This is a genomic window from Candidatus Enterococcus myersii, assembly GCF_017316025.1.
Classification (GTDB): domain Bacteria; phylum Bacillota; class Bacilli; order Lactobacillales; family Enterococcaceae; genus Enterococcus_C; species Enterococcus_C montenegrensis.
Genome location: NZ_JAFLVT010000004.1, coordinates 1 through 22,876, shown reverse-complemented (window position 1 = coordinate 22,876; position 22,876 = coordinate 1). Strand labels below are relative to the sequence as shown.

The 22,876-nt window shown below is 38.4% G+C and carries 19 protein-coding genes; 16 read left to right on the top strand and 3 right to left on the bottom strand.

The features are described from left to right. Positions 1–26: 26 nt before the first annotated feature. From JZO76_RS02215 to JZO76_RS02205, 3 genes are all read left to right on the top strand, one after another. Entirely contained in the window at positions 27–530 is a 504-nt protein-coding gene (locus tag JZO76_RS02215) for a VanZ family protein (RefSeq protein WP_206902546.1), read from the top strand. 179 nt (positions 531–709) lie between these two features. Next, complete coding sequence (locus JZO76_RS02210; RefSeq protein WP_206902545.1) at positions 710–1,435, top strand: YebC/PmpR family DNA-binding transcriptional regulator; 726 nt, start codon at positions 710–712, stop codon at positions 1,433–1,435. A 2-nt stretch (positions 1,436–1,437) separates the two neighbouring features. Continuing rightward, positions 1,438–2,121 carry a YoaK family protein gene (locus JZO76_RS02205; protein ID WP_206902544.1) on the top strand — a complete coding sequence of 228 codons (684 nt, stop codon included), beginning with the start codon at positions 1,438–1,440 and terminating at the stop codon, positions 2,119–2,121. Between the two features lie 132 nt (positions 2,122–2,253). Here the strand turns inward: JZO76_RS02205 and JZO76_RS02200 are convergent, their stop codons facing one another. Further along, complete coding sequence (locus JZO76_RS02200; RefSeq protein WP_206902543.1) at positions 2,254–3,654, bottom strand: L,D-transpeptidase family protein; 1,401 nt, start codon at positions 3,652–3,654, stop codon at positions 2,254–2,256. 238 nt (positions 3,655–3,892) lie between these two features. Continuing rightward, entirely contained in the window at positions 3,893–4,888 is a 996-nt protein-coding gene (locus JZO76_RS02195; RefSeq protein WP_206902542.1) for an L-lactate dehydrogenase, read from the bottom strand. Positions 4,889–5,276: 388 nt separating this feature from the next. On the opposite strand from JZO76_RS02195, the gene pth reads away from it, so the two are divergent. The 6 genes from pth to JZO76_RS02165 all read left to right on the top strand — a co-directional run bounded on the left by pth (position 5,277) and on the right by JZO76_RS02165 (position 12,543). Next, positions 5,277–5,840, top strand: coding sequence for an aminoacyl-tRNA hydrolase (gene pth / locus JZO76_RS02190; protein ID WP_206902541.1), 564 nt, complete (start codon positions 5,277–5,279; stop codon positions 5,838–5,840). Between the two features lie 141 nt (positions 5,841–5,981). Continuing rightward, positions 5,982–9,515, top strand: coding sequence for a transcription-repair coupling factor (mfd, locus tag JZO76_RS02185; RefSeq protein WP_206902540.1), 3,534 nt, complete (start codon positions 5,982–5,984; stop codon positions 9,513–9,515). Between the two features lie 108 nt (positions 9,516–9,623). Beyond that, on the top strand, positions 9,624–11,231 hold the full coding sequence (locus JZO76_RS02180) for a putative polysaccharide biosynthesis protein (RefSeq protein ID WP_242595739.1): 1,608 nt from the start codon (positions 9,624–9,626) through the stop codon (positions 11,229–11,231). A gap of 18 nt (positions 11,232–11,249) precedes the next feature. Further along, entirely contained in the window at positions 11,250–11,513 is a 264-nt protein-coding gene (locus JZO76_RS02175) for an RNA-binding S4 domain-containing protein (protein ID WP_206902539.1), read from the top strand. A 78-nt stretch (positions 11,514–11,591) separates the two neighbouring features. Continuing rightward, positions 11,592–12,050, top strand: coding sequence for a septum formation initiator family protein (locus tag JZO76_RS02170; RefSeq protein ID WP_396139787.1), 459 nt, complete (start codon positions 11,592–11,594; stop codon positions 12,048–12,050). Positions 12,051–12,093: 43 nt separating this feature from the next. Continuing rightward, the gene (locus tag JZO76_RS02165) at positions 12,094–12,543 is read left to right on the top strand and encodes a S1 domain-containing RNA-binding protein (RefSeq protein ID WP_206902538.1); all 450 of its coding nucleotides are present in this window, start codon (positions 12,094–12,096) and stop codon (positions 12,541–12,543) included. Positions 12,544–12,611: 68 nt separating this feature from the next. On the opposite strand, the gene JZO76_RS02160 is transcribed toward JZO76_RS02165, so the two are convergent. Further along, the gene (locus JZO76_RS02160) at positions 12,612–13,133 is read right to left on the bottom strand and encodes a helix-turn-helix domain-containing protein (protein WP_206902537.1); all 522 of its coding nucleotides are present in this window, start codon (positions 13,131–13,133) and stop codon (positions 12,612–12,614) included. Between the two features lie 293 nt (positions 13,134–13,426). Between JZO76_RS02160 and tilS the strand changes: the two genes are divergently transcribed. From tilS to lysS, 7 genes are all read left to right on the top strand, one after another. Further along, positions 13,427–14,803, top strand: a complete 1,377-nt coding sequence (gene tilS, locus JZO76_RS02155; protein ID WP_206902536.1) for a tRNA lysidine(34) synthetase TilS — start codon at positions 13,427–13,429, stop codon at positions 14,801–14,803. Positions 14,804–14,839: 36 nt separating this feature from the next. Further along, on the top strand, positions 14,840–15,385 hold the full coding sequence (gene hpt, locus JZO76_RS02150) for a hypoxanthine phosphoribosyltransferase (RefSeq protein WP_206902535.1): 546 nt from the start codon (positions 14,840–14,842) through the stop codon (positions 15,383–15,385). Between the two features lie 155 nt (positions 15,386–15,540). Further along, the gene (gene ftsH, locus JZO76_RS02145; protein ID WP_206902534.1) at positions 15,541–17,676 is read left to right on the top strand and encodes an ATP-dependent zinc metalloprotease FtsH; all 2,136 of its coding nucleotides are present in this window, start codon (positions 15,541–15,543) and stop codon (positions 17,674–17,676) included. A 95-nt stretch (positions 17,677–17,771) separates the two neighbouring features. After that, positions 17,772–18,269, top strand: a complete 498-nt coding sequence (locus JZO76_RS02140; RefSeq protein ID WP_206902533.1) for an LURP-one-related/scramblase family protein — start codon at positions 17,772–17,774, stop codon at positions 18,267–18,269. Between the two features lie 430 nt (positions 18,270–18,699). Continuing rightward, entirely contained in the window at positions 18,700–19,587 is an 888-nt protein-coding gene (gene hslO, locus JZO76_RS02135; protein WP_206902532.1) for an Hsp33 family molecular chaperone HslO, read from the top strand. Then, positions 19,580–20,590: a tRNA dihydrouridine synthase DusB gene (gene dusB / locus JZO76_RS02130; protein ID WP_206902531.1), complete on the top strand. Its 1,011-nt coding sequence runs from the start codon at positions 19,580–19,582 to the stop codon at positions 20,588–20,590. The genes hslO and dusB overlap by 8 nt, the downstream gene beginning before the upstream one ends. A gap of 175 nt (positions 20,591–20,765) precedes the next feature. Further along, the gene (gene lysS, locus JZO76_RS02125; protein ID WP_206902530.1) at positions 20,766–22,265 is read left to right on the top strand and encodes a lysine--tRNA ligase; all 1,500 of its coding nucleotides are present in this window, start codon (positions 20,766–20,768) and stop codon (positions 22,263–22,265) included. The last annotated feature ends 611 nt before the right edge of the window (positions 22,266–22,876 follow it).

Below are 22,876 nucleotides of genomic sequence, written 5' to 3'. Positions count from 1 at the left end.
ATTAGAAACTGAATTGGAGGCGTCATATGAAACGAAATTTTAAAAATCCATACGTGTATTTAGGCATTGCCATTTTCATGATGGTGATTTTATTTATCAGTTCTTCGCAAACGTACCACCAACAATCACAAATCGGTTTTTTGGAAACACTTTTAAAAAATGAGCCCTTAAAAAAGCCCCTAAGTCAGATTGCTTTTAACTATGCCGGCAGTGAAGTCAGCATTGCGGCTAAAGGCTATTTTTCCTTTGTGGAGTTTTTTATTCGTAAAGGAGCACATTTTATAACCTACTTTATTTTAGGCGCAAGCTTGACATTGGCCTTATATTATCGTCAGAAAAATTTCTGGTGGGGTGGCTTCTTTGGTCTCTTAAGTGCCACCGGTTATGCTGCTTTGGATGAATTTCATCAAATGTTAACAGGGGATAGAACGCCGCTTTTTCAAGACGTACTTTTAGATATGTCAGGGTCACTAACAGCGATATTCATCATCTTGCTTTATCTTTTGGCTACTAAAAAAAGACTTTCATAGCTAGATAAGACCTGTGGTAAAAAATGTCAGCGGTTTTTACTTAAAAATAAGATTCTCGTCATCATTTTGTTCTAACTTATTTTTTGATATGGTCTTTGATTTGAAAAATGTGGATAAAGGGCTACAATAAAGAGGTGAGCCTAAAAGTTTAGGTAAAAGTGTAACGAGGAGGAGTTTAGATGTCAGGACATTCAAAATGGAACAATATTCAAGGCCGCAAAAATGCGCAAGATGCAAAACGCGGTAAAATTTTTCAAAAATTATCCCGGGAAATTTATATGGCAGCAAAATCTGGTGGTGGTGACGTGGCGATGAACCCAGCATTACGCTTAGTGGTAGATAAGGCCAAAGCTGCCAATATGCCAAATGATAATGTTGATCGGGCCATTAAAAAAGCAACTAGTTCTGCCGATGAGGCAAATTATGATGAAGTAACCTATGAAGGTTATGGTCCTGGTGGGGTAGCAATTTTAGTTCATGCCTTAACAGACAATCGCAATCGCACTGCCACAAATGTCCGCGTAGCTTTTACGCGTAATGGCGGTAATTTAGGGGAAACAGGTTCTGTTAATTATTTATTTGAGCGAAAAGGGTATATAGCCATTGAGCGTGAAGGCCTTGCTGTAGATGAAGATACGATGTTTGAAGATGTTTTAGAAGCAGGTGCAGAAGACTTGATTGCTGCTCCTGAAGTTTTTGAAATTTATACGGCAGCAGAAGATTTTACCGCAGTTAGAGATCAGTTAGAAAAAGATGGTTTTACTTTGGCGCAAGCTGAATTGACCATGGTACCACAAACCACGATTGTTTTAGATGATGAACAAAAAGCTAAATTGGAACAACTTGTAGACAAATTAGAAGACGATGACGATGTTGCAGAAGTCTTTACCAGTATGGAAAATTAAGCATGCAATTACCCAAGTTTAAATTTCTCGACGAACGAATTGCCATTCATGAAAGCTTACCGGTCGGAGTCATGCTGGCTATGGCGGGCGGTTTTTTAGATGCTTATACGTATTTATTTCACGGTGAAGTTTTCGCTAGTATGCAATCTGGTAATGTCATTTTACTGGGCTTAAATTTGGCGCAAGGAAATTTTGACCACATCATTCGGTATGTATTTCCCATTTGTATCTTTTTGTTGGGCATCTTTTTTACTGACGTGTTGAAATTTCGCTTTGAACATGAGCGCTTTGTTTGGCAAAATGTTGCAGTCGCCATTGAGGCGGTGGGGATTTTTTGTGTTGGGATTTTTTCTGATTCTGGTCATAATTTATTGATCAATTCTTCGTTGTCATTTTTTGCAGCCATTCAGTTTGCTACATATCGGCGTTTAGCAGGCTTGCCTTATGCTACGACAATGACGACTGGAAATTTGCGCTCAATTGCAGATTATACGTACCAACATTTTTTCAAAAAAGATCCAACTGCCAGTTTTAAAATCAAATATACGGCCACGATTATTTTTGCCTTTTGTTTAGGGGCAATTTTAAGTACGCTGTCTGCCCATCTTTTTGCTGGAAAAGCAATTTGGTTGGTATCCTTATTGCTATTTGGCGTACTTGGCATTACCATTTATCATCAAAAATGAAATAAGCCTAGCTTAGAAATTTTTTCTAAGCTGGGCTTATTTTATACATAAAAAAAGACTGCGACAAAAATCTGTCACAGTCTTTTTGCATAATCTTTATTAGACATCATTTTAGCACGACGATTTTAGCAATTAAAAAACTAGGACTGGTGTGCCGGTTGAAACCATGTTGAATAATTTTGCCATTACATCTGGTGGTGTGTTGATACAGCCGTGGGACCCACGTGTTTTCCAAAGATCGCCACCATAGGCTGGTTGCCAGTCTGAATCGTGAATACCAACGCCAGTCCAATCAATAGGCATCCAGTAATCTACTGGACTAGCATATTTTGTTCCGTCGTCATTTTTGCCTCGGAGTGTTTCGTTGCGAGATTTTTCCCAAACATAGAATACGCCAGGTGGTGTTGGTGATTTTGGTTTACCCGAAACAATATCGGTTTCCAGTGCAACCGCACCATCTTTGTAATACCACATATGTTGATTTTGTAAGTCTACTTCAATATACGTATTGCCGACTAAAGGTTTGTCAGCTGTGCCACTGCCTTTTACAATTGGTGAGCGCGTGAAGTTTTCACCTTTCATAATTTGTTCCATTAGTGCGGGTACTTCTTGATCTGTTTGGATAGTCCAACTTAAAGTGCCATCTGGAACTGTCACATCACCCCGCAGTGTGCTTTTGAAGTTTGTGGGATTACTACTTGTATTATATTGTTGACCTAGTTCGGTTACATAGCCCGTTACTTTGTCTTTATTTAAGGTAACTTTACCATCTTTATATTCCAACCAGTCCATGATAGTGGTTGTTGGAATTTGGAATTGGTCACCATTAATGGAATAATTTGCTTGAATTTGGGCAACTTTATTTAAAGCATTTAATTCTTCTTTTAAATTTGCATCATTGGCGGTAACTTTTGGCTTTTCAGTATAGTTTGTTAACTCCAAGCTGTCTTTATTACTGCTGACTGCTTTTTTGACGTCAGCCACGACAGCTGCAACATTAACGGAATTTCCTTCGACCTCAGGAGTCACTGTAAAACCGCCAGGACCTTTTGTTAAAGTAGCATCTTTTGTTTTTGTACGGTTTTTATTAAATTCATTTAATTCATTTTCAATTTTTTTAATCGCACTGGTAAGTTGATCTTCGTTGACTGCCACGCCGTCTAATTTATCGTCACTTTCAGCAAAGACATACGCCACGCCCCATTTCCAACGATTTTGGGCATCTTTGATTTTTTCCAAATCTTTGGTGTAGTCAGTTTTTAAACCTAAGTCAACTTTTTTTATCGACTGCCAATTTGTGCCATTATCTTTAATATCAAAGGTTTGCTCATCGGCGGCCCCTTTTAGTTTCGCATTGGCTTCTTTGACCGTCAAATTTGCAATGCTTGTTTCATTGATTTTTGTATTGGGTAAAAAATGATCGCTATAATGAAAGCTCCGCGCGGCATATGCGCCCCCGGCAATAACGAACAAGGCTAAAAAAATAGCAAGAATCACTTTAGTATGTTTTTTGTGGCGAGAAGCTCTAGTCATCAGATATCTCCTTAAAGCGTTTAGTTTTATAATAAAATTATATCGAGAATATCATAGCACAGATTGTGAAAAAAGCGAAGATTATGCTTAAAAGACAATAAAAAATTTAAAACTGCTGTTTTCATTAAGTCTACCTTTAATGAAATGATTAAGGAGCCTTATTTTGAAATTTTTCATCAAAAAAACCTGCCAACAAAAATGCGGGCAGGTTTTTTTAATTAGATTAAATTATTTAAGCTTATTTAGCAGCGTCTTCGGCTTCTAATTTTTTGAATGCTTCATCTACAATATCTTTTAATTGTGAAGCAGAAGCGTTCATACGGTCTTGTTCTGAGTCAGTCAATGGAATTTCAATAACTTGTTGAATTCCTTGCGCATTGATGACAGCAGGTGCACCGATATAAATATCGTTTAAGCCGTATTGACCTTCCAAGTAAACAGATAATGGGAAGACTGCATTTTCATCATTTAAAATAGCGCGGGTAATTCGTGCCAAGGCCGTTGCGATACCATAGAAAGTTGCGCCTTTTTTATCGATGATCGTGTAGGCTGCGTCACGAACACTAAAGAACAAGTTAACCATAGCTTCTTCATCGACGTCAGGATTGTTTTTAATCCATTCGTAAATTTGTAAGCCGGCAACGTTAGCGTGTGACCAAACCGGAAATTCTGAATCGCCATGTTCGCCTAAAATATAGGCATGGACATTGCGGGCATCTACTTTAACTAATTCCGCAATTTTTTGGCGGAAACGAGCAGAATCTAAGGAAGTACCTGAACCGATAACGCGTTCTTTTGGAAAACCTGAGAATTTCCATGTTGAGTAAGTTAGAATATCAACTGGGTTAGCGGCAACCAAGAAAATGCCGTTAAAGCCAGAGGCCACGATTTGAGTTACAACGTCGCGGTTAATTTTTAAGTTTTTATGAACTAAGTCTAAGCGAGTTTCACCTGGTTTTTGAGGTGCACCAGCAGTAATAACAACTAAATCGGCATCATGTGCGTCTGCGTAAGTAGCTGAGTAAATTTTCTTAGGGGAAGTCCAAGCTAGGGCATCAGTTAAATCTAATGCGTCGCCTTCAGTTTTTTTGACGTTAATATCGACGATCCCAACTTCTTGGGCGATATTTTGAGTTACAAGTGCAAAAGCATAACTAGAACCAACAGCTCCGTCACCTACTAAGATAACTTTTTGGTGGTCTTTTAAGAAAGCACTCTTTTTTCCATCTGTCATGTTTGTTTCATCCCTTCTCAGATTATTTCCTTCACAAGCAATCCTATCATTTCAGTTATCTTTTGTCATGCGATATGCCTCGATATAATACAGTTTTATCAGCTGTTTCTTTTTGTGAGCACTTACATTATTACGAAAGTTTGTTTTAGTTTGAACAATGGATTTTAGTGGGAATATCTCTAAAAAAAGCTAAAGAGCGCTTGCAACTTTTAGCTAATCTGTAAGTTTGTGTTATAATACTAAAACAATACAGTTAATAAAATTTTTTAATTAATGTGCAATTAACGAAATAGTGAGCGTAGCTAACTTGATTGCAAAACTAGACTAGGGGATAATTTGTCGCCTGGCCTTTTGGCGTGTTTTAGTTGAAGTGAAATGAGGAATAATAATGAAGATGATCGTTGGCTTGGGAAATCCTGGGTTGAAATATGCAAAAACAAAACATAATGTCGGCTTTATGACAATTGATCGTTTAGCCCAAAAGTACAACGTTACGTTTAAACGCAACAACTTTGAAGCTGAACAAGGAGAGTTTTTTCTTGATGGTGAAAAAATTATTTTAGTTAAACCCCAAACCTTTATGAATGATTCTGGTAGAGCTGTGGGACCTTTGATGACGTATTTGGGTGTTTTACCCGAAGAGTTAGTGGTAGTATATGATGACTTGGATTTAGCGGTAGGGAAAATTCGTTTACGGCAAAAAGGCGCATCTGGTGGCCATAATGGAATTAAGAGCATTATAACACATTTAAAAGGCAGCCAAACTTTTGATCGAATTAAAATCGGCATTGGTAGACCGCCTCAAAATATGACAGTTGTCAATCATGTACTAAGTCCTTTTTCACAAGATGATTTACCATTGATTGAAACCAGTATCGACCATGGTGTCGCTGCTTTAGAAGAATATTTTAAAACAAATGATTTTATTAATACGATGAATAAATTTAATTAATAAAAACAAGATTAACTGAGTAGCTAGCGCAGCAATAAAAAAAGCGTCTTTAGTGACCGAACCCGTCACTTAAAGCCTCTTTATCTTATTGCTCGCTAGCAAAGCGGTTATTTAAAACATCTTAATTTAGGAGGTAAAAATATGGATTTGCTTGGTTTGTTTGATAAGGTACCGCAGATTGGCCAATGGCAAGAACAGTTAGCCCAAAAGAGTAAACGGCAATTGTTAACTGGCCTTTCAGGTTCGGCCAAAACACTGGCGCTGGTCAGTACATTAAAAAAATTGCAAAAATCAATTTTAGTCATTACGCCGAATTTGTATTATACCAATCAATTAGTTGAAGATTTGCGTAATGTAACAGATGCTGTTTTTGCCTTTCCAGTGGATGAAGTCTTATCAGCAGAAATGGCTTTTGCCTCACCAGAAGCAAAAGCAGAACGGGTGCAAACATTAAATGCTATTTCCCAAAATGAATTGGGAATTTATGTTATGCCAGTGGCGGCGTTGCGAAAGTACTTGCCTACGCCTAAGACGTGGCGTGACTATCAATTACATTGGCAAATTGGTGATGAGTTAGATTTAACAACTTTACCAGCGCAGCTGGTTTTAATGGGGTATCAGCGGGAAAGTATGATTGCTAAACCCGGCGAATTCAGTATTCGTGGTAGCATCATAGACATTTATCCTTTACATGCAGAATATCCGGTGCGGGTGGAATTATTTGATGTTGAAATTGATTCCATGCGCTATTTTGACGTGGAAACACAACGTTCTTTAGGGAATGTAGACCATGTTTTGATCAGTCCAACCAGTGAGCTGGTTTTTACTGACCTTGAGCTCAAAACAGGTGCCAAAAATTTAAAAATAGCTTTGGAAAAACGTTTAGCAGTCACCAGAGAAAAAACAGATCAAGAGTTTTTAAGTGAATATTTTGGTCAACTGCAAAATGAGTGGTTGAAGGGCGAGCCAGGAGAAAATGTCAATTTTTATCTTGATTTTATTTATGAGCAGCCGACGACGATTGTGGATTACTTTGCAAAAGACACGCTTTTAATGGTAGATGATTATCCCCGCATCATGGAAACCAATCGTGAAATTGAGCGAGAAGAAGGGGAATGGCAGGTTCAAAAAATTAGTGAGCTGCGCGTCTTTAGTGAACAAAAATTTGGCGTAGATGTGCACCAGTTCTTCCAAAAGGAAACATTTACGACTAGCTTTTTTGCATTGTTTCAAAAAGGGATGGGGAATTTACGTTTTGGCGCGATTTGGAATTTTCAATATCGGCCGATGCAACAGTTTTTCAGCCAAATGGGTCTATTAAAAGCCGAGTTAGAACGCTGGGAAAAACAGCAGCAGACGGTTTTATTTTTAGTAGCAGATGAAGAAAGAGCACAAAAGTTGGATCATAATTTCCGTGATCATGAAATTTATGCACCGGTGGCCAAAGGGGATAAATTAATTACCGGTCGCAGTCAAATCGTGGTCGGTAGCTTGCAAAGCGGTTTTGAAATGCCGCAAGATCGTTTAGTCGTTGTGACAGAAAAAGAGATTTTTCAAAAAGTAAAACGAAAACGCGCGCGGCGTCAAACAATTACCAATGCCGAACGATTAAAAAGCTATAACGAATTAAAACCAGGGGACTATGTTGTTCATGCTAATCATGGGATTGGGAAATATATCGGCATGGAAACCTTGGAAGTCGATGGCGTTCATCAAGATTACATCACGATTTTATATCAAAACGACGATAAGCTCTTTATTCCCGTTACGCAATTAAACTTGATTCAAAAATATGTTGCTTCAGAGTCCAAGACCCCTAAAATTAATAAATTAGGTGGTAGTGAATGGAGTAAAACAAAACGAAAAGTCTCCGGTAAAATTGAAGATATTGCCGATGATTTAATTGCTTTATACGCAAAAAGAGAAGCAGAAAAAGGCTTTGCCTTTGCACCAGATGATGCGTATCAAAAACAATTTGAAGATGCTTTTCCATATACGGAAACAGATGACCAGCTTCGCAGTGCTGCTGAAATTAAGCGAGATATGGAAAAAGCAAAACCGATGGATCGCCTGCTGGTGGGGGATGTTGGGTTTGGGAAGACCGAAGTAGCGCTACGGGCTGCCTTTAAGTCTATTAAAGAAAGTAAACAGGTTGCCTTTTTAGTTCCTACCACGATTTTAGCGCAACAACATTATGAAACGATGCTTGATCGTTTTGAGGGTTTTCCAGTCAATATTGGTTTGCTTAGTCGTTTTAGAACGAAAAAACAACAAGCTGAGACACTGGAACAAATTCGCACCGGGCAAGTGGATATTGTAGTAGGAACGCACCGCTTATTGTCTCAAGATGTGAAATTTTCTGATCTAGGATTATTGGTCATTGATGAGGAACAACGTTTTGGCGTGAAGCACAAAGAACGTTTGAAACAATTACGTTCTCAAGTGGATGTTTTGACCTTAACGGCGACACCGATTCCCCGCACGTTGCACATGTCCATGTTAGGGGTACGGGATTTATCGGTCATTGAAACACCACCGGAAAATCGTTATCCTATTCAAACCTACGTGATGGAAAAAAATCCTGGCGCAATTCGAGAAGCGATTCACAGAGAACTAGCCCGAGATGGTCAAATTTTTTATTTGTACAATCGAGTGGAAACGATTGAAAAAAAAGTCGATGAATTGCAAGCTTTAGTCCCAGAAGCCCGGATTGGTTACGCCCATGGTCAAATGACAGAAATTCAATTGGAAAACACGTTGTTAGACTTTATTGAAGGGCAATATGATATTTTAGTCACCACGACGATCATTGAAACAGGAGTGGATATTCCAAACGTCAATACGTTGTTTGTGGAAAATGCCGATTACATGGGTTTATCTACTTTGTACCAATTAAGAGGGCGCGTTGGTCGGAGTAATCGGGTAGCTTATGCGTATTTCATGTATGAACCACAAAAGATTTTAAATGAAGTAAGTGAAAAACGACTCCAAGCGATTAAAGATTTTACTGAACTAGGCTCTGGTTTTAAAATTGCAATGCGAGATTTATCGATTCGAGGCGCGGGTAATTTATTAGGTGCCCAGCAGCATGGCTTTATTGATGCGGTTGGTTTTGATATGTATTCGCAAATGTTAGAAGAAGCTGTTGCCCGCAAGCAAGGTAAAAATATTCAAAGCCAAAAAACTTCAGTGGAAATTGACTTGGGGATTGACGCTTACTTGCCGGGTACGTATATTACTGACGAACGCCAAAAAATTGAAGTATATAAACGGATTCGTGAATTAGAAAACGAAGAGCAATTGGATGAATTGCAAGATGATTTGTTGGATCGTTTTGGAGAATACCCGGATGAAGTTGCCCATTTATTGACGATTGGTCAAATTAAAATGGATGGCGATCGCGCTTTATTGGAAAGTATTCGCAAGATTAATCAACAAATTAAAGTAACACTAAGTAAAGTTGGTACAAAAACGTATACAGTCGAACAATTATTCGAAGCGTTGTCTGTGACCAAAATGAAAGCTGCAATGGCTGTAAGTAACGACAAAATGACGATTACATTAACCATTGGGCAAAAAATGACGCAGGCTGTCTGGCTTCATGAAATTCAAGAATTTATTAAAGCGTTACGAGAAGAAAAATATAAGCGCGCGATTGTACCTGAAACGAAATAGCTTAGCAAAGTTTAAAATTACTTTATTTTAAGTAAAGAAATGCAGATCAGATGTTCTTTCATAGCAAATTAAGGCACACTAAAAGGGCAAAAAGTAAGAGGTGAGAAGATGAAGGCAGAAAATGCCAAAGAAAAAGTAAGTCAAATGCAAAAAATGATGCAAGGCGCCTTTGTGCTAACTGCCGCTTCTTTTATTGCCAAAGTATTAAGTGCGATTTATCGCGTTCCCTTACAAAACTTGGTGGGAGACAAGGGCTTTTACGTGTACCAGCAAGTATATCCTATTTATGGTTTGGCGATGACCTTAGCGCTATCGGGACTGCCCCAATTTATCTCCAAATATATCGCAGAAATAAATGGTGTCAAAGAACAAAAAAATGCCATTCAAAAATTAATTCCAGTCGTATTTTACTGCGGGCTAATCTTGTGGGGAGTGACTTTTTTTGGTGCTGGTATTATTGCACTTTTAATGGGCAATGAGCTGTTAACCCCGTTAATTATGATTGTATCGTTCACCTTTTTATTGATGCCTTTTCTTGCTTTTTATCGTGGTAACTTTCAAGGGCAACTGCAAATGGTTCCCAGCGCAGTTTCTCAAGTGGTGGAACAATTTGTTCGCGTCGGTGTCATTATTGCGGCAGCGCTTATGTTTCAAGCTGGCATTTTAGATGTCTATGAAACCGGTACGCTTGCTATGAGTGGCGCTGTTTTTGGCGGACTGTGGGCTGTGGTATTGCTCGTTTATTATCAAAAGAAAATCAGTGGCGTCAGTTTGAATTTACTAAAGGATTTTCATTTTGGTAAAATTGATAAGAAATTAGTGCGGCGCTTTGTGGTTGAAGGCGGTTTGCTGTCGATTTACACGGGGTTTTTGATTTTGTTTCAATTAATTGATTCTTTTGTCATTGCCAATGAGTTACAAAATTTTGGTTTTAATCAAACGAACGCACAAATTGCTAAAGGAGTATATGATAGAGGACAGCCCATGGTACAATTAGGTTTGGTAGTGGCTGCTGCCTTAAGTTCTACTTTTTTACCAGCCTTAACGAAATATCTAGTTGCCCGAAATCATAAGTTGTTTCAAAGTTCAGCCAAAATTTATTTGCGCCTGACAACGAGTATTTCACTGGCTGCTTCTTTTGGGTTGGCGCTAGTCATGCCTTCTTTAAACTATGCTCTCTTTAAAGATCAGGCCGGTAACGACGTCTTACAAGTTTTTGTTTTTTCTGTCTTTTTAATGGCAGTCATTCAAGCTTATCAAGCAGTCGCCCAAAGTCAAAATCATTTCCGACCGGCTTTAAAAGCGGCGATTATCGGCCTAGTGGTGAAATTTGCTACGACATTAATTTTGACCGCCACAATGGGAACGTTAGGGGCCAGCGTGGGGACGATATTGGGTTTAGTGGCGACTTTGTGGCGTCTCATTCAAGCTGAAGATCAAGTGATTAATCGTTTTTGGCGTGAGCGTTTCTTTCTAAAAAAAATGATAAGCAGCTTATTAGTTATGAGTGGAGCTGTGGTGCTATTTTATTTTTTAGTGGCTCTTTTTGGCGGATTCCAAACGCGTTTTGGAGCACTTGTAGTGACTATTTTAGCGGTTGCAGTAGGGGTTTACGCCTTTTTAAAAGCTGCGATACGCTTTGATTTGTTGACACTAAGAGAATGGCTAATGTTGCCTTTTGGTAAAAAATTATTACGTTTAAAAAAATCTAAATAAAGAAAACGAGGGAAAAAGATGCGTTTAGACAAATTTTTAAAAATTTCACGGATCATCAAGCGGCGTTCTGTCGCAAAAGAAGTAGCAGATAAAGGTCGCATCCAAGTAAATGGCAAGCTGGCCAAATCTTCTAGTACGGTTAAAGTTGGCGACCAGGTCAAAATTGGTTTTGGAAATAAGACCTTAGAAATTAAAGTCTTAAAATTACATGAGTCCACCAAAAAAGAGGATGCTGCTCAAATGTATGAAATTATTAGCGAAATAAGAAACGAAAATGTCTAGAAATTCATTAGACAAGCCTACTTTAAGTTGCTATAATTAATTTTGGATTATCCAATTTGCGCAAGGTAAGGAAAGGACGTGACAGACGTGATAAATGGCCGCAATCAAAATGTTGAACAACTTGACAATGAATATGTCAAAAAACAAATTGCCAAATATCAAGAACAACATCGGAAGGTTGTTTTTAAACGTCGTCGTTTAACGTTACTTTTAGTCATTACCTTTTTGATTTTTGCTTTTGTCGGTTTCCAACTTTTTTCAGATCATCAACGTTTGGTGAAATTAGAAGCGATAAGACAAGAAGCTCTGGCAGATAATAAGGTAGTAACAAACAATGTCGACCAATTGAAAAAAGAAGTCGCTTTGCTAAAGGATGAAGACTATGTGGCAAAACTTGCCCGCAGCCGTTTTTATTATTCTAAAGACGGTGAAAAAGTTTATCCTATCGCTGGGAATAATCAAAGCAATAAACAAGAAGACGCAAAAGTGGAAAAAGCCATTGATCGGACGAATGGGTCATCTACTGCTGAAGAGTAGTAAATATAAATTTCAGGTTTAAACTAGGAGGAACAAATCTTTTATGTCAATCGAAGTAGGAGCTAAGCTGCAAGGAAAAGTGTCGGGGATTACAAATTTTGGTGCTTTTATTGATTTGGGTAACCGTAAAACTGGGTTGGTGCATATCAGTGAAGTATCAGATGGCTTTGTCAAAGACATCAACGACGTTTTAAAAGTCGGAGATGAGGTAACAGTGTTGGTAACATCTGTTGGTGATGACGGCAAAATTGGGTTATCCATTCGCAAAGCAGTAGATAAACCACAAGCAGAGAAAAAAGAATTCAAAAAAGAACCAAGTCGTCGTCCAGCTCCTAAGAAACCATTTTCTAAAGGACCTAGCGTAAGTGCTAATAAAAAAGAAGACTTCGATTCATTGATGAGTTCATTTTTAAAAGACAGTGATGATCGCCTATCTTCACTTCGTCGTAATACAGAAGGCAAACGTGGTGGCCGTGGCGGCCGTCGCAGCTAAAAAAACTGTACCGCAAAATTATTGCGGTACAGTTTTTTTCTTAGCTCAATTGATCATTTTTTATCAGGCTAGAATAATAGGAAAGCAATTATTAAGGCGGATAAAAGGATAAGGGATAACAACATGCCTGCACTAATAATAGGGTGACTATTTTTGAAAAATTGCCAAGCTGTGGTGTTAGTAGTTGCCAATTGCTTTGTAAAATAAAACAATACCAGCATGTTTAAAAGCATACCTAAAGACAAGCAAACCATAGCAAATAAGGATAATTTACCAAAAAAATTTTGCGTAACAAAAGTTAGACCGAAAATAATATTTGTTACCCAACTAATAAGAAAGTATTTCTCCACTATCTTTGTTGCCTCGATTTTCTTAATGTTTTCTACCACATTTGATCCCTCCAATAATAGATTATCAAGTGATAAATGAAAAAGTTTGGCTAAAAGAATCAGGCTATCAATATCTGGAGTGGTTTTATTGTTTTCCCAATTTGAGATCGTTTTTGTTGAGACAAAAATTTGCTCAGCTAGCTGTTCTTGTGTCAATTTGTGGGCTATTCTTTTTTCTTTTAATAAAATTCCTATTTCCATTTATCTACTCCTATAATTTACCCACAGGTAGGTGTTGTTTCCATCCAATATATTGCAGATCATACAATAAGTCACGAGTAAAAGATTTCTAATCCACAAGCTTAGTGAAAAATTGACTAGAAAAATATTACAATTCTGATTTTAAGGCACTTTAATCGATGAAAGGAATGCGTTACTTTTCTTTTTTTGCTGGATACTGTTACTTCTTATTTTGCCGCAATCGTGTAAAATAGAAAGTAACAGCAAAAGACGCAACCAGCGATAAAAGTGTTGGTGCCTAAAGAAGGAGAAAGATGGAACGAGAATTTGAACAGTTGGGGAATAAACAAGCCTTTTGGCAACAAGGAAGTCGAATATTATTAGCGGTTTCTGGTGGAGCAGATTCTTTTGTGTTGCTACGTTTAATGGCAAAAATGAGTCGAAAATATGATTTTTCCATCGGAGTTGCCCATATTAATCATCAACTAAGACCAAGTTCAGCCAAAGAAGCGCAGAATTTGGCTCAGTATTGTAAGGAACACGCCATCTCCTTTTATGAACGAAAATGGGAGGATGTTCCTCATGCCGGGGTAGAAGAAGCGGCACGAAGGTTTCGCTATGCTTTTTTTACTGAACTGATGCAGGATTATTACTTTGACACATTGATGACTGCTCACCATGCAGATGATCAACTGGAAACCATGCTGATGAAAATGATTCGAGACGGCCAATTGAAAAATGCAATGGGAATTAAAGCGCGCCAAGCTTTTGCTGGCGGCAAATTAATTCGTCCCCTCTTACCCTACAGCAAAGAAGAGATTTATGATTATGCTAAAAAAGAAGCGTTGCCGTATTTTGAAGATGAAAGCAACTACTATTTAGATGTGCAGCGAAATCGAATTCGTCAACAGATAACGCCGCTTTTAAAAGCAGAAAATCCCCAAATTTTAGCGCATTTTCAGCAATTATCCCAACAATTGATTTGGGCAGAAGAAATTATTGAAGAAAAAATGGCAGCTTGGGTTAGCGCAAATGTGACGCAAATAGAGCAGAGTTTAAGTTTTAAGGTTAGCGCCTTTTTGACCTTACCAATAAGAGAACGTTATTTTACCTTGCAGTATTTGGCTCAAAAACTAAAACGCAGTTGTGAGGTGACCATTACTGAAGAAAACTTGCAACGAATTTTGGCGCTTCTGACAGCAGACAAAGCCCAATGGCAATTGGATATCGCAGCAACGTGGCAAGTTTTAAAAATGTATGATGAACTGACGATTGGCAAAAAGCCAACTGTTAATAAGGCGCAAACTTTTCATTTTAAAGTAGGCGATAGTGGGTTTTTGTCTGAAAATGAATGGCTAGCTATTGTTTCTGTAGATGAAAATGTTAATCTTCCCGAAAAAGTCAAACTTTGGTCAGAAATCAGTCAACCTTTGGCATTAAACTTCCCCAATGAGGTGATTATTAGAAAAAGAGTGGATGGGGATCGCATTCAACTAAAAGAAAGCTTACGCAAAAAGGTTAGCCGCATTTTAATTGATAAAAAAATTCCCAATGATAGACGGGAAAAAACGTGGGTTGTGACAGATACGAACAATCAAGTCTTGGCAGTGCTACCAATTGCCTTTTCTTATTTGAGTATTGCTGTAGAAACTGATAAAATACACTACAGACTGCTTTATAAATACCAATAATCTATCCATTGGTGATAGTAAAATAAGGAGACAGACATGTTAGCAAAAGATATTGAAAAAGTGCTTGTATCACGAGAAGAAATCAACGCCCGCTGTAAGGAACTAGGAGAAGAATTAGCAGCAGAATACAAGGATAAAAATCCCCTTGTGATCGGTGTTTTAAAAGGTTCAATTAATTTTATGGCGGATATTTGCCGTGAAATGGACTGCTATTTGGAATTAGACTTTATGGATGTTTCAAGTTATGGCAACGCTACTGTATCTTCTGGTGAGGTTAAAATTTTAAAAGATTTAGATACAAATGTTGAAGGCCGGGATCTATTAATAGTAGAAGATATTATTGATAGTGGCCGGACGTTGGCTTATTTAGTCGATTTATTTAAATACCGCAAAGCCAATTCAGTCAAAATCGTAACATTATTAGATAAACCTGAAGGCCGCGTAGTAGATATTGAAGCGGATTATGTGGGTTTTGATGTACCAAATGAATTCGTCGTAGGCTATGGCTTAGACTATATCGAACAATACCGCAACCTACCCTATGTAGGCGTTTTAAAACCTAGCGTTTACGAATCAAATTAATCCGCTAAATGAAATGACTTGTGATACAATAAAATGGTCAGGATTGATAAAAATCACACAAACAATATTTGAAGGACCTTTTTTAAACGGAAAAGAGTTGTTTTAAAATAACGATTTTTCAAAAAAAGACTTTCGATTAATTAAGGAGGGCAAGCATGAACAAAAAAGGTAATAATGGTATGTTAAAAAATACCTTATACTATGTACTCGTGCTTTTGGCCATGATTACGGTGGTTTATTTCTTATTTGGAAATAACAGCCAACAATCGCCAGATATCGAGTACTCTACTTTCCGCCAACAACTATCTGACGGTAAAGTGAAGTCATTTAGTGTACAGCCGGTGAATGGTGTTTATAAAATTACCGGGGAATACAAGGACAAACAAAAAGTAGAAAACAATAATGGGTTAACCGTTTGGGGCGAAACAAGCAGCGAGTCAACGCACTTTGCCACAACGATTTTACCAAACGATAATACATTGAAAGAAGTTACTGCACTAGCGGATCAAGAAGACGTGAAAACAGTAATTAAAGAAGAGTCAAATAGTGGTCTTTGGATTTCTCTTCTAATGACCTTCTTACCACTTGTGATCATCATTTTCTTCTTCTACATGATGATGGGACAACAAGGTGGCGGCGGTGGCGGTGGCGGCCGTGTTATGAACTTTGGCAAATCAAAAGCCAAAGAAGCTGACAAAAAAGCCAATCGGGTTCGTTTCTCTGACGTTGCCGGTGCCGAAGAAGAAAAACAAGAACTAGTCGAAGTAGTTGAATTCTTAAAAGATCCACGTCGCTTTGTTGAATTAGGCGCAAGAATTCCTGCCGGTGTGTTATTAGAAGGACCTCCCGGAACTGGTAAAACATTACTTGCTAAAGCCGTAGCAGGCGAAGCTGGCGTACCGTTTTATTCCATTTCAGGTTCTGACTTCGTTGAAATGTTCGTCGGTGTCGGAGCATCTCGGGTAAGAGACTTGTTTGAAACTGCGAAGAAAAATGCACCTGCGATTATCTTTATTGATGAAATCGATGCTGTTGGTCGCCAACGTGGCGCGGGTATGGGAGGCGGTCACGATGAACGTGAACAAACCTTGAACCAATTACTCGTTGAAATGGATGGTTTTGATGGCAACGAAGGCGTTATCGTTATCGCTGCAACAAACCGTTCTGACGTATTAGACCCAGCGTTATTACGTCCAGGTCGTTTTGACCGTCAAATTTTAGTTGGTCGTCCTGACGTTAAAGGTCGTGAAGCAATTTTACGTGTTCATGCCCGGAACAAGCCGTTAGCTGACGATGTTGATTTGAAAGTTATTGCCCAACAAACGCCTGGTTTTGCGGGGGCAGATTTAGAAAACGTCTTGAACGAAGCTGCTTTAGTAGCTGCTCGTCGGAATAAGAAGAAAATCGATGCTTCTGATATTGATGAAGCAGAAGATCGCGTTATTGCCGGTCCTGCGAAAAAAGACAAAGTAATCAGCAAACGGGAAAGAGAAATGGTGGCTTACCACGAAGCCGGACATACGATTGTTGGTTTAGTTCTATCTCGTGCTCGTATTGTCCATAAAGTAACGATTATCCCACGGGGTCGTGCTGGCGGTTATATGATTGCTTTACCAAAAGAAGATCAAATGTTAATGACCAAAGATGATATGTTTGAACAAATCGTTGGGCTTTTAGGTGGACGGACTGCTGAAGAAATAATTTTTGGTGTGAAATCCACAGGAGCATCTAATGACTTTGAACAAGCGACAGGTCTTGCCCGCAGTATGGTAACTGAATACGGAATGAGTGATAAATTAGGTCCGGTTCAATATGAAGGCAATCACCAAGTCTTTGTCGGTCGTGATTATGGTCAAACAAAAGCTTACTCTGAACAAGTAGCCTATGAAATTGACCAAGAAGTACGTCGTATCCTAAATGAAGCGCACCAAAAAGCGCATGAAATTATTGAAGCGCACCGGGCGCAGCATAAGTTGATTGCTGAAAAATTATTAGAGCACGAAACATTGGATGCTAAAGCCATTAAATCCTTGTTTGAAGAAGGTAAAATGCCAGCAGGAACAGAAACAGAAGAGTATCCTTCTGAAAAAGCACAAACCTTTGAAGAAGCTAAACGCGCATTAGAAGAAAAAGATGCGCAAAAACAAGCTGAAGAAAAACAAGATTTTGAAGAAGCAAAAGACTACTTCGATGCTGAAGCAAAAGAAGCAGAGTTCCATCCAGAACAAGAAACAAAAGAAGTTCAAGATGAATTGAAACAAGAAAAAGATGAAACAGACAAAGATGCATAATCTTATGTTTCATAAGACGTGATAGTTTTTACTATTGCGTCTTTTTTTCATATAATGAAGCGAATTTATATTAAATAAAGAAATGAGGAGTCTGTGTGAGAAAGCTTTATATCAAACAAAAAGTGTTTAGTATTGGTGAGAAATTTAACGTGACCGATGCCGACCAAGAACCTTTATATCATGTTCAAGGTAGTTTTTTGAAAATTCCAAAGCAGTTCACGATTTTTGATCGCAATGATCACGTTATCGGTGAAATTACCAAAAAAGTTTTAGCGCTTTTGCCTCAGTTTACAGTTATGATTGATGATGAGGCGGCCATTGTGATTAAAAAGGAATTGACTTTATTTAAAGCGCGCTACCATATTGAAGCAGACGGAATTAGTGTGCAGGGAAATTGGTGGGATATGGACTTTGAAGTTGTAAAAGACGGTCTGCAAATTGCAGTTATCAATAAACGCTGGGTTTCATGGGGAGATACGTATGAAGTGACAGTTTTTGATGAACGTTATGAAAAACTAATCGTTGCTTTAGTCGTAGCAATTGATTGTGTCAAAGCAGATGACAATGCAGCGGCATCTTCTGCAAGTAGTTAAGCTAGTGGCGGTGAAAGAGGCTTCTTATGGCAAGAGGTCTCTTTTTTGTCAGATAAGAAAATATAAGTTTTTTTCACCAGTAAAAACATTGCAGCAGCCGTCATAACGATGTCTGGTTTTGCAAACTCGCTTAATCGCCAATAAGCAAAAATTTTATTGCGTCTAAGCAGCCATGTATCGAAATTTTAGTTTTATGGCTTAGGCTTGAAGGATTCCTTCAGGTGTTTTTTGCAAGGAAATGACAAGAGTGGAAAAGTACAGGGAGTTTTTTCATACTTTTTCTTAATTCAATCTGATAAAGTTGAAAAAAATGCAACTTCCTTGTATGATTCAGAAATGAATGCCAAGTCAGTTGCAGGTTGGACTGTCAGCAAGTGAAATTTATCTTTTAACTTGCCACGCAATTATTAAACGACAAAGGAGCAAAATCATGAGTGATTATTTAATTAAAGCATTGGCTTATGGCGGTTTAGTCCGAGCATATGCAGTAGATGCTACAAAAACAGTGACAGAAGCCCAAAAACGTCACGATACATGGAACACGTCTTCGGCTGCATTAGGTCGTACCTTAGTAGGAAGTTTATTATTAGGGGCTACTTTAAAAGGTGACGATAAATTAACGGTTAAAGTAGAAGGAGATGGTCCTGCTGGGGCGATTGTGGTGGATAGTAATGGTTATGGCGATGTAAAAAGCTACATTAAAAATCCTCACTTAAGTTTACCTCTTAACGAAGCTGGCAAAATTGATGTACGGGGAGCAGTCGGGACAAAAGGGATGTTCACCGTTATTAAAGACTTGGGATTAAAAGAACCATTTTCTGGTCAAACGCCGCTTGTTTCTGGTGAATTGGGAGAAGACTTCACCTATTACTTAGCTGTTTCAGAGCAAATTCCTTCTGCTGTCGGTTTGAGTGTCTTAGTGGATACGGACGATAGTATTAAAACTGCTGGCGGTTTTATGCTGCAAATGATGCCGGGAGCTACAGATGAAATCATTACAGCTATTGAAACCAACTTAGCCAATATGCCACGGGTTTCTGATTTATTAGATGCTGGGAAAAAACCAGAAGAAATTTTAGATGCGTTATTACCTGACACTGATTTAATGATCCTAGAAGAAAAAACCGTCCAATTTAAGTGTGATTGTTCTAAAGACAAGTTTGCTGAAGCAATTATTGCTTTAGGACCTGATGAAATTAAAGCGATGATTGATGAAGACCATGGCGCTGAAGCAGTTTGTGCGTTTTGTGGCAATAAATATGAATACACGGAAAAAGACTTGGAAGCTTTAATGCAGGAGGCAGTAAAAAATGACTAATCAAACATGGAAAATCGGCAACGTGGAAATTCCTAATCGGGTTGTCGTGGCGCCAATGGCGGGGATTACCAATGCCGCATTTCGAGTAACGGTCAAAGAATTTGGTGCAGGCTTAGTAGTCTGTGAAATGATTAGTGACCAAGGAATTCATTTTCGTAACAAAAAGACATTAGAAATGCTTTACATTGATGAAAACGAACATCCTTTAAGCGTTCAAATTTTTGGTGGCAATAAAGATTCTTTAGTTGAAGCTGCGAAGTTTGTTGCTGAAAACACCCAAGCAGATATCATTGACATCAACATGGGGTGTCCGGTTAACAAAGTTATTAAAGCCGAAGCTGGTGCGAAGTGGTTACTAGATCCCAACAAGGTCCATGAAATGGTAGCAGCAGTAACAAGCGCAGTGGATATCCCAGTTACCGTCAAAATGCGAATTGGCTGGGACGATCAACATGTTTTTGCTGTTGAAAATGCGAAAGCTGCCGAAGCTGGCGGGGCGTCAGCAATCGCAATGCACGGTCGCACGCGGGTACAAATGTATGAAGGAAAAGCTAACTGGGATATTTTAAAAGAAGTTAAAAAGAACATTAGTATTCCTTTTATGGGTAATGGTGACGTGAAAACACCGCAAGATGCTAAAAGAATGCTAGATGAAGTCGGTGTTGATGGTGTGATGATTGGTAGAGCAGCATTGGGTAATCCGTGGATGATTCACCGTACCGAACGCTATTTAGCTACAGGTGAGCTCATTGACGAACCAACTCCAGCTGAAAAAATTCAAACTGCTAAAGTTCATTTGCAACGTTTAGTTGACTTAAAAGGTGAGATGGTAGCGGCAAGAGAATTTCGCCAACATGCATCCTATTACTTAAAAGGGATTCCGCGAGCAGCTAAAACAAAAGTAGCTGTTAATCAAGCAGAAGATCAAGCAACAATTGTCGCAATTTTAGATGATTTTGTCGCCAAAATACAAGGTGCGCAATTGGCCCACAGCGCACATTAATCTAAGCTTTTTTTCAAGCCGAAGCTGATTTTCGGCTTGCTTTTTTTTGGTTTCATTGGCATTATAAGGAAGAATAGACTAGAGAGTTATAGTAGTTGGCAATTTTTTTGGGTTACAAAATTTAACTTGTAATGGATAAACCACTACTTCAACTAAAAAACAAGGAGGAAAACGCGTGACTGAGGAACAACAGCAACAGACACAAGAAGAATTGAACGATCAAATGCTGGTGCGTCGCCAGAAGATGGAAGCACTGCAAGAAAATGGAATCGATCCTTTCGGAAAACGTTTCGAACGCACTCACAATTCCGCAGAATTACATGAAATGTTTGATCAACGGACTAAAGAAGAATTAAGTGAAATGAACCTATCTGCCAGTGTAGCAGGTCGTATGATGACAAAGCGCGGTAAAGGTAAAGCAGGCTTTGCCCATTTACAAGACCGTGAAGGCCAAGTCCAAATCTATGTGCGTAAAGATGAAGTAGGAGAAGAAGCCTACGAATTATTTAAACATGCAGATCTTGGTGACTTTTATGGTGTCGTAGGTCAAATTATGAAAACTAACACGGGTGAAGTTTCAATCAAAGCGCGTGAGTTTATTTTATTATCAAAAGCATTGCGCCCGTTACCAGACAAATATCATGGCTTGACCAACGTAGAGCAACGTTATCGTCAGCGCTATTTGGATTTGGTAGCAAACCGGGAAAGTTTTGACCGTTTTACAAAACGTAGTCAAATCATCAGTGAAATTCGTCGTTACTTAGATGGTTTGGGTTATTTGGAAGTGGAAACTCCAGTCTTGCATAACCAAGCTGGTGGTGCTGCTGCACGTCCTTTTATCACACATCACAATGCATTAGATATGGACTTGTATTTGCGTATCGCATTGGAATTACACTTAAAACGTTTGATTGTTGGTGGAATGGAAAAAGTTTATGAAATCGGTCGTGTCTTCCGTAATGAAGGGATTGATACAACCCATAACCCTGAATTTACCATGATTGAAGTGTACACGGCCTACACCGATTATCGTGACGTAATGGATTTAACAGAAGGTATCATTCGGAATGCTGCACAAAAAGTTTTAGGTACAGGTAAACTTACTTATGACGGTAAAGCAGTTGACTTAGACACTGAGTTCAAACGCGTCCATATGTTAGATGCTATTAAAGAACAAACCGGTGTTGATTTCTGGCAAAAAATGTCTTTAGAAGATGCACGTGCTTTAGCTAAAGAACACAATGTTGAAATTACAGATGCTATGGAAGTTGGACATATCATTAATGAATTCTTTGAAACGTTTGTAGAAGATACCTTGATTCAACCTACTTTCATTTATGGCCATCCAGTAGAAGTTTCACCATTAGCGAAGAAAAATCCAGAAGACGGCCGCTTTACAGATCGTTTTGAATTGTTCATCGTTGGCCGCGAGTTTGCGAATGCTTTTACTGAATTAAATGATCCAATCGACCAACGCGCTCGCTTTGAAGATCAAGAAAAACAACGTGAAGCTGGTGATGATGAAGCTCATGGCGTTGACGAAGACTTCCTAGAAGCTTTGGAATATGGTATGCCACCAACCGGTGGTTTAGGTATCGGGATTGACCGTTTAGTTATGCTTTTAACAGACGCACAATCAATTCGTGACGTATTATTATTCCCAACAATGCGCTAGAATTTCTAAGAGTTCTTGAAAACCAGTTTCAAATTGGTTTTCAAGAACTCTTTTTTTATGATTTACCAGCGAAAAACAAGTGAATAATAAAACTGAAAAAGCTTTATTCACGAATGATTATGATGTAGCAACTTTATATTAATCGGGTATACAAAAAAACAAAAAAATATAGATAAAATCGTTGACCTGATACGATTTAGTTGGTATATTATTACTTGTCCGTTAGCGACTTGGCTATTTTCAAAAGTCACAAGAAAAAAGTTTTGAAAAAAACAAAAAAACTTGTTGACAGCAAGCTAACTACTTGCTAAACTAACGGAGTTGCTTGATGAGCGGCGAACTTCTGAAATATCATTTCAAAAAGTTTTTAAAACTTTTTGAAAAAAACAGTTGACAGAAATTAAGTCAGCTGATAAGATATAAGAGTTGCTGAAACATTTCAAAAAGCAACCAACTGCAAGTTAAATAAATACATTTAACTTCGCAAGTAGACCTTTGAAAACTGAACAAAGCAAGCAAACGAACCAATGTGTAGGGCGCTTCTTTTATAGAAGCAAACAACATGCAAGCAATAGCTAGCAAAGTTAATTTTTATTTGAGCTTAACAGTCT

Bases quoted from the DNA above. Each gene is read 5' to 3' on its own strand.
- hslO (WP_206902532.1), top strand. From the start codon at position 18,700: ATGAGTGATTATTTAATTAAAGCATTGGCTTATGGCGGTTTAGTCCGA.
- JZO76_RS02180 (WP_242595739.1), top strand. From the start codon at position 9,624: ATGAAGGCAGAAAATGCCAAAGAAAAAGTAAGTCAAATGCAAAAAATG.
- dusB (WP_206902531.1), top strand. From the start codon at position 19,580: ATGACTAATCAAACATGGAAAATCGGCAACGTGGAAATTCCTAATCGG.
- JZO76_RS02210 (WP_206902545.1), top strand. From the start codon at position 710: ATGTCAGGACATTCAAAATGGAACAATATTCAAGGCCGCAAAAATGCG.
- JZO76_RS02195 (WP_206902542.1), bottom strand. From the start codon at position 4,888: ATGACAGATGGAAAAAAGAGTGCTTTCTTAAAAGACCACCAAAAAGTT.
- pth (WP_206902541.1), top strand. From the start codon at position 5,277: ATGAAGATGATCGTTGGCTTGGGAAATCCTGGGTTGAAATATGCAAAA.
- JZO76_RS02165 (WP_206902538.1), top strand. From the start codon at position 12,094: ATGTCAATCGAAGTAGGAGCTAAGCTGCAAGGAAAAGTGTCGGGGATT.
- mfd (WP_206902540.1), top strand. From the start codon at position 5,982: ATGGATTTGCTTGGTTTGTTTGATAAGGTACCGCAGATTGGCCAATGG.
- JZO76_RS02205 (WP_206902544.1), top strand. From the start codon at position 1,438: ATGCAATTACCCAAGTTTAAATTTCTCGACGAACGAATTGCCATTCAT.
- JZO76_RS02175 (WP_206902539.1), top strand. From the start codon at position 11,250: ATGCGTTTAGACAAATTTTTAAAAATTTCACGGATCATCAAGCGGCGT.
- tilS (WP_206902536.1), top strand. From the start codon at position 13,427: ATGGAACGAGAATTTGAACAGTTGGGGAATAAACAAGCCTTTTGGCAA.
- ftsH (WP_206902534.1), top strand. From the start codon at position 15,541: ATGAACAAAAAAGGTAATAATGGTATGTTAAAAAATACCTTATACTAT.
- hpt (WP_206902535.1), top strand. From the start codon at position 14,840: ATGTTAGCAAAAGATATTGAAAAAGTGCTTGTATCACGAGAAGAAATC.
- JZO76_RS02215 (WP_206902546.1), top strand. From the start codon at position 27: ATGAAACGAAATTTTAAAAATCCATACGTGTATTTAGGCATTGCCATT.
- JZO76_RS02200 (WP_206902543.1), bottom strand. From the start codon at position 3,654: ATGACTAGAGCTTCTCGCCACAAAAAACATACTAAAGTGATTCTTGCT.
- JZO76_RS02160 (WP_206902537.1), bottom strand. From the start codon at position 13,133: ATGGAAATAGGAATTTTATTAAAAGAAAAAAGAATAGCCCACAAATTG.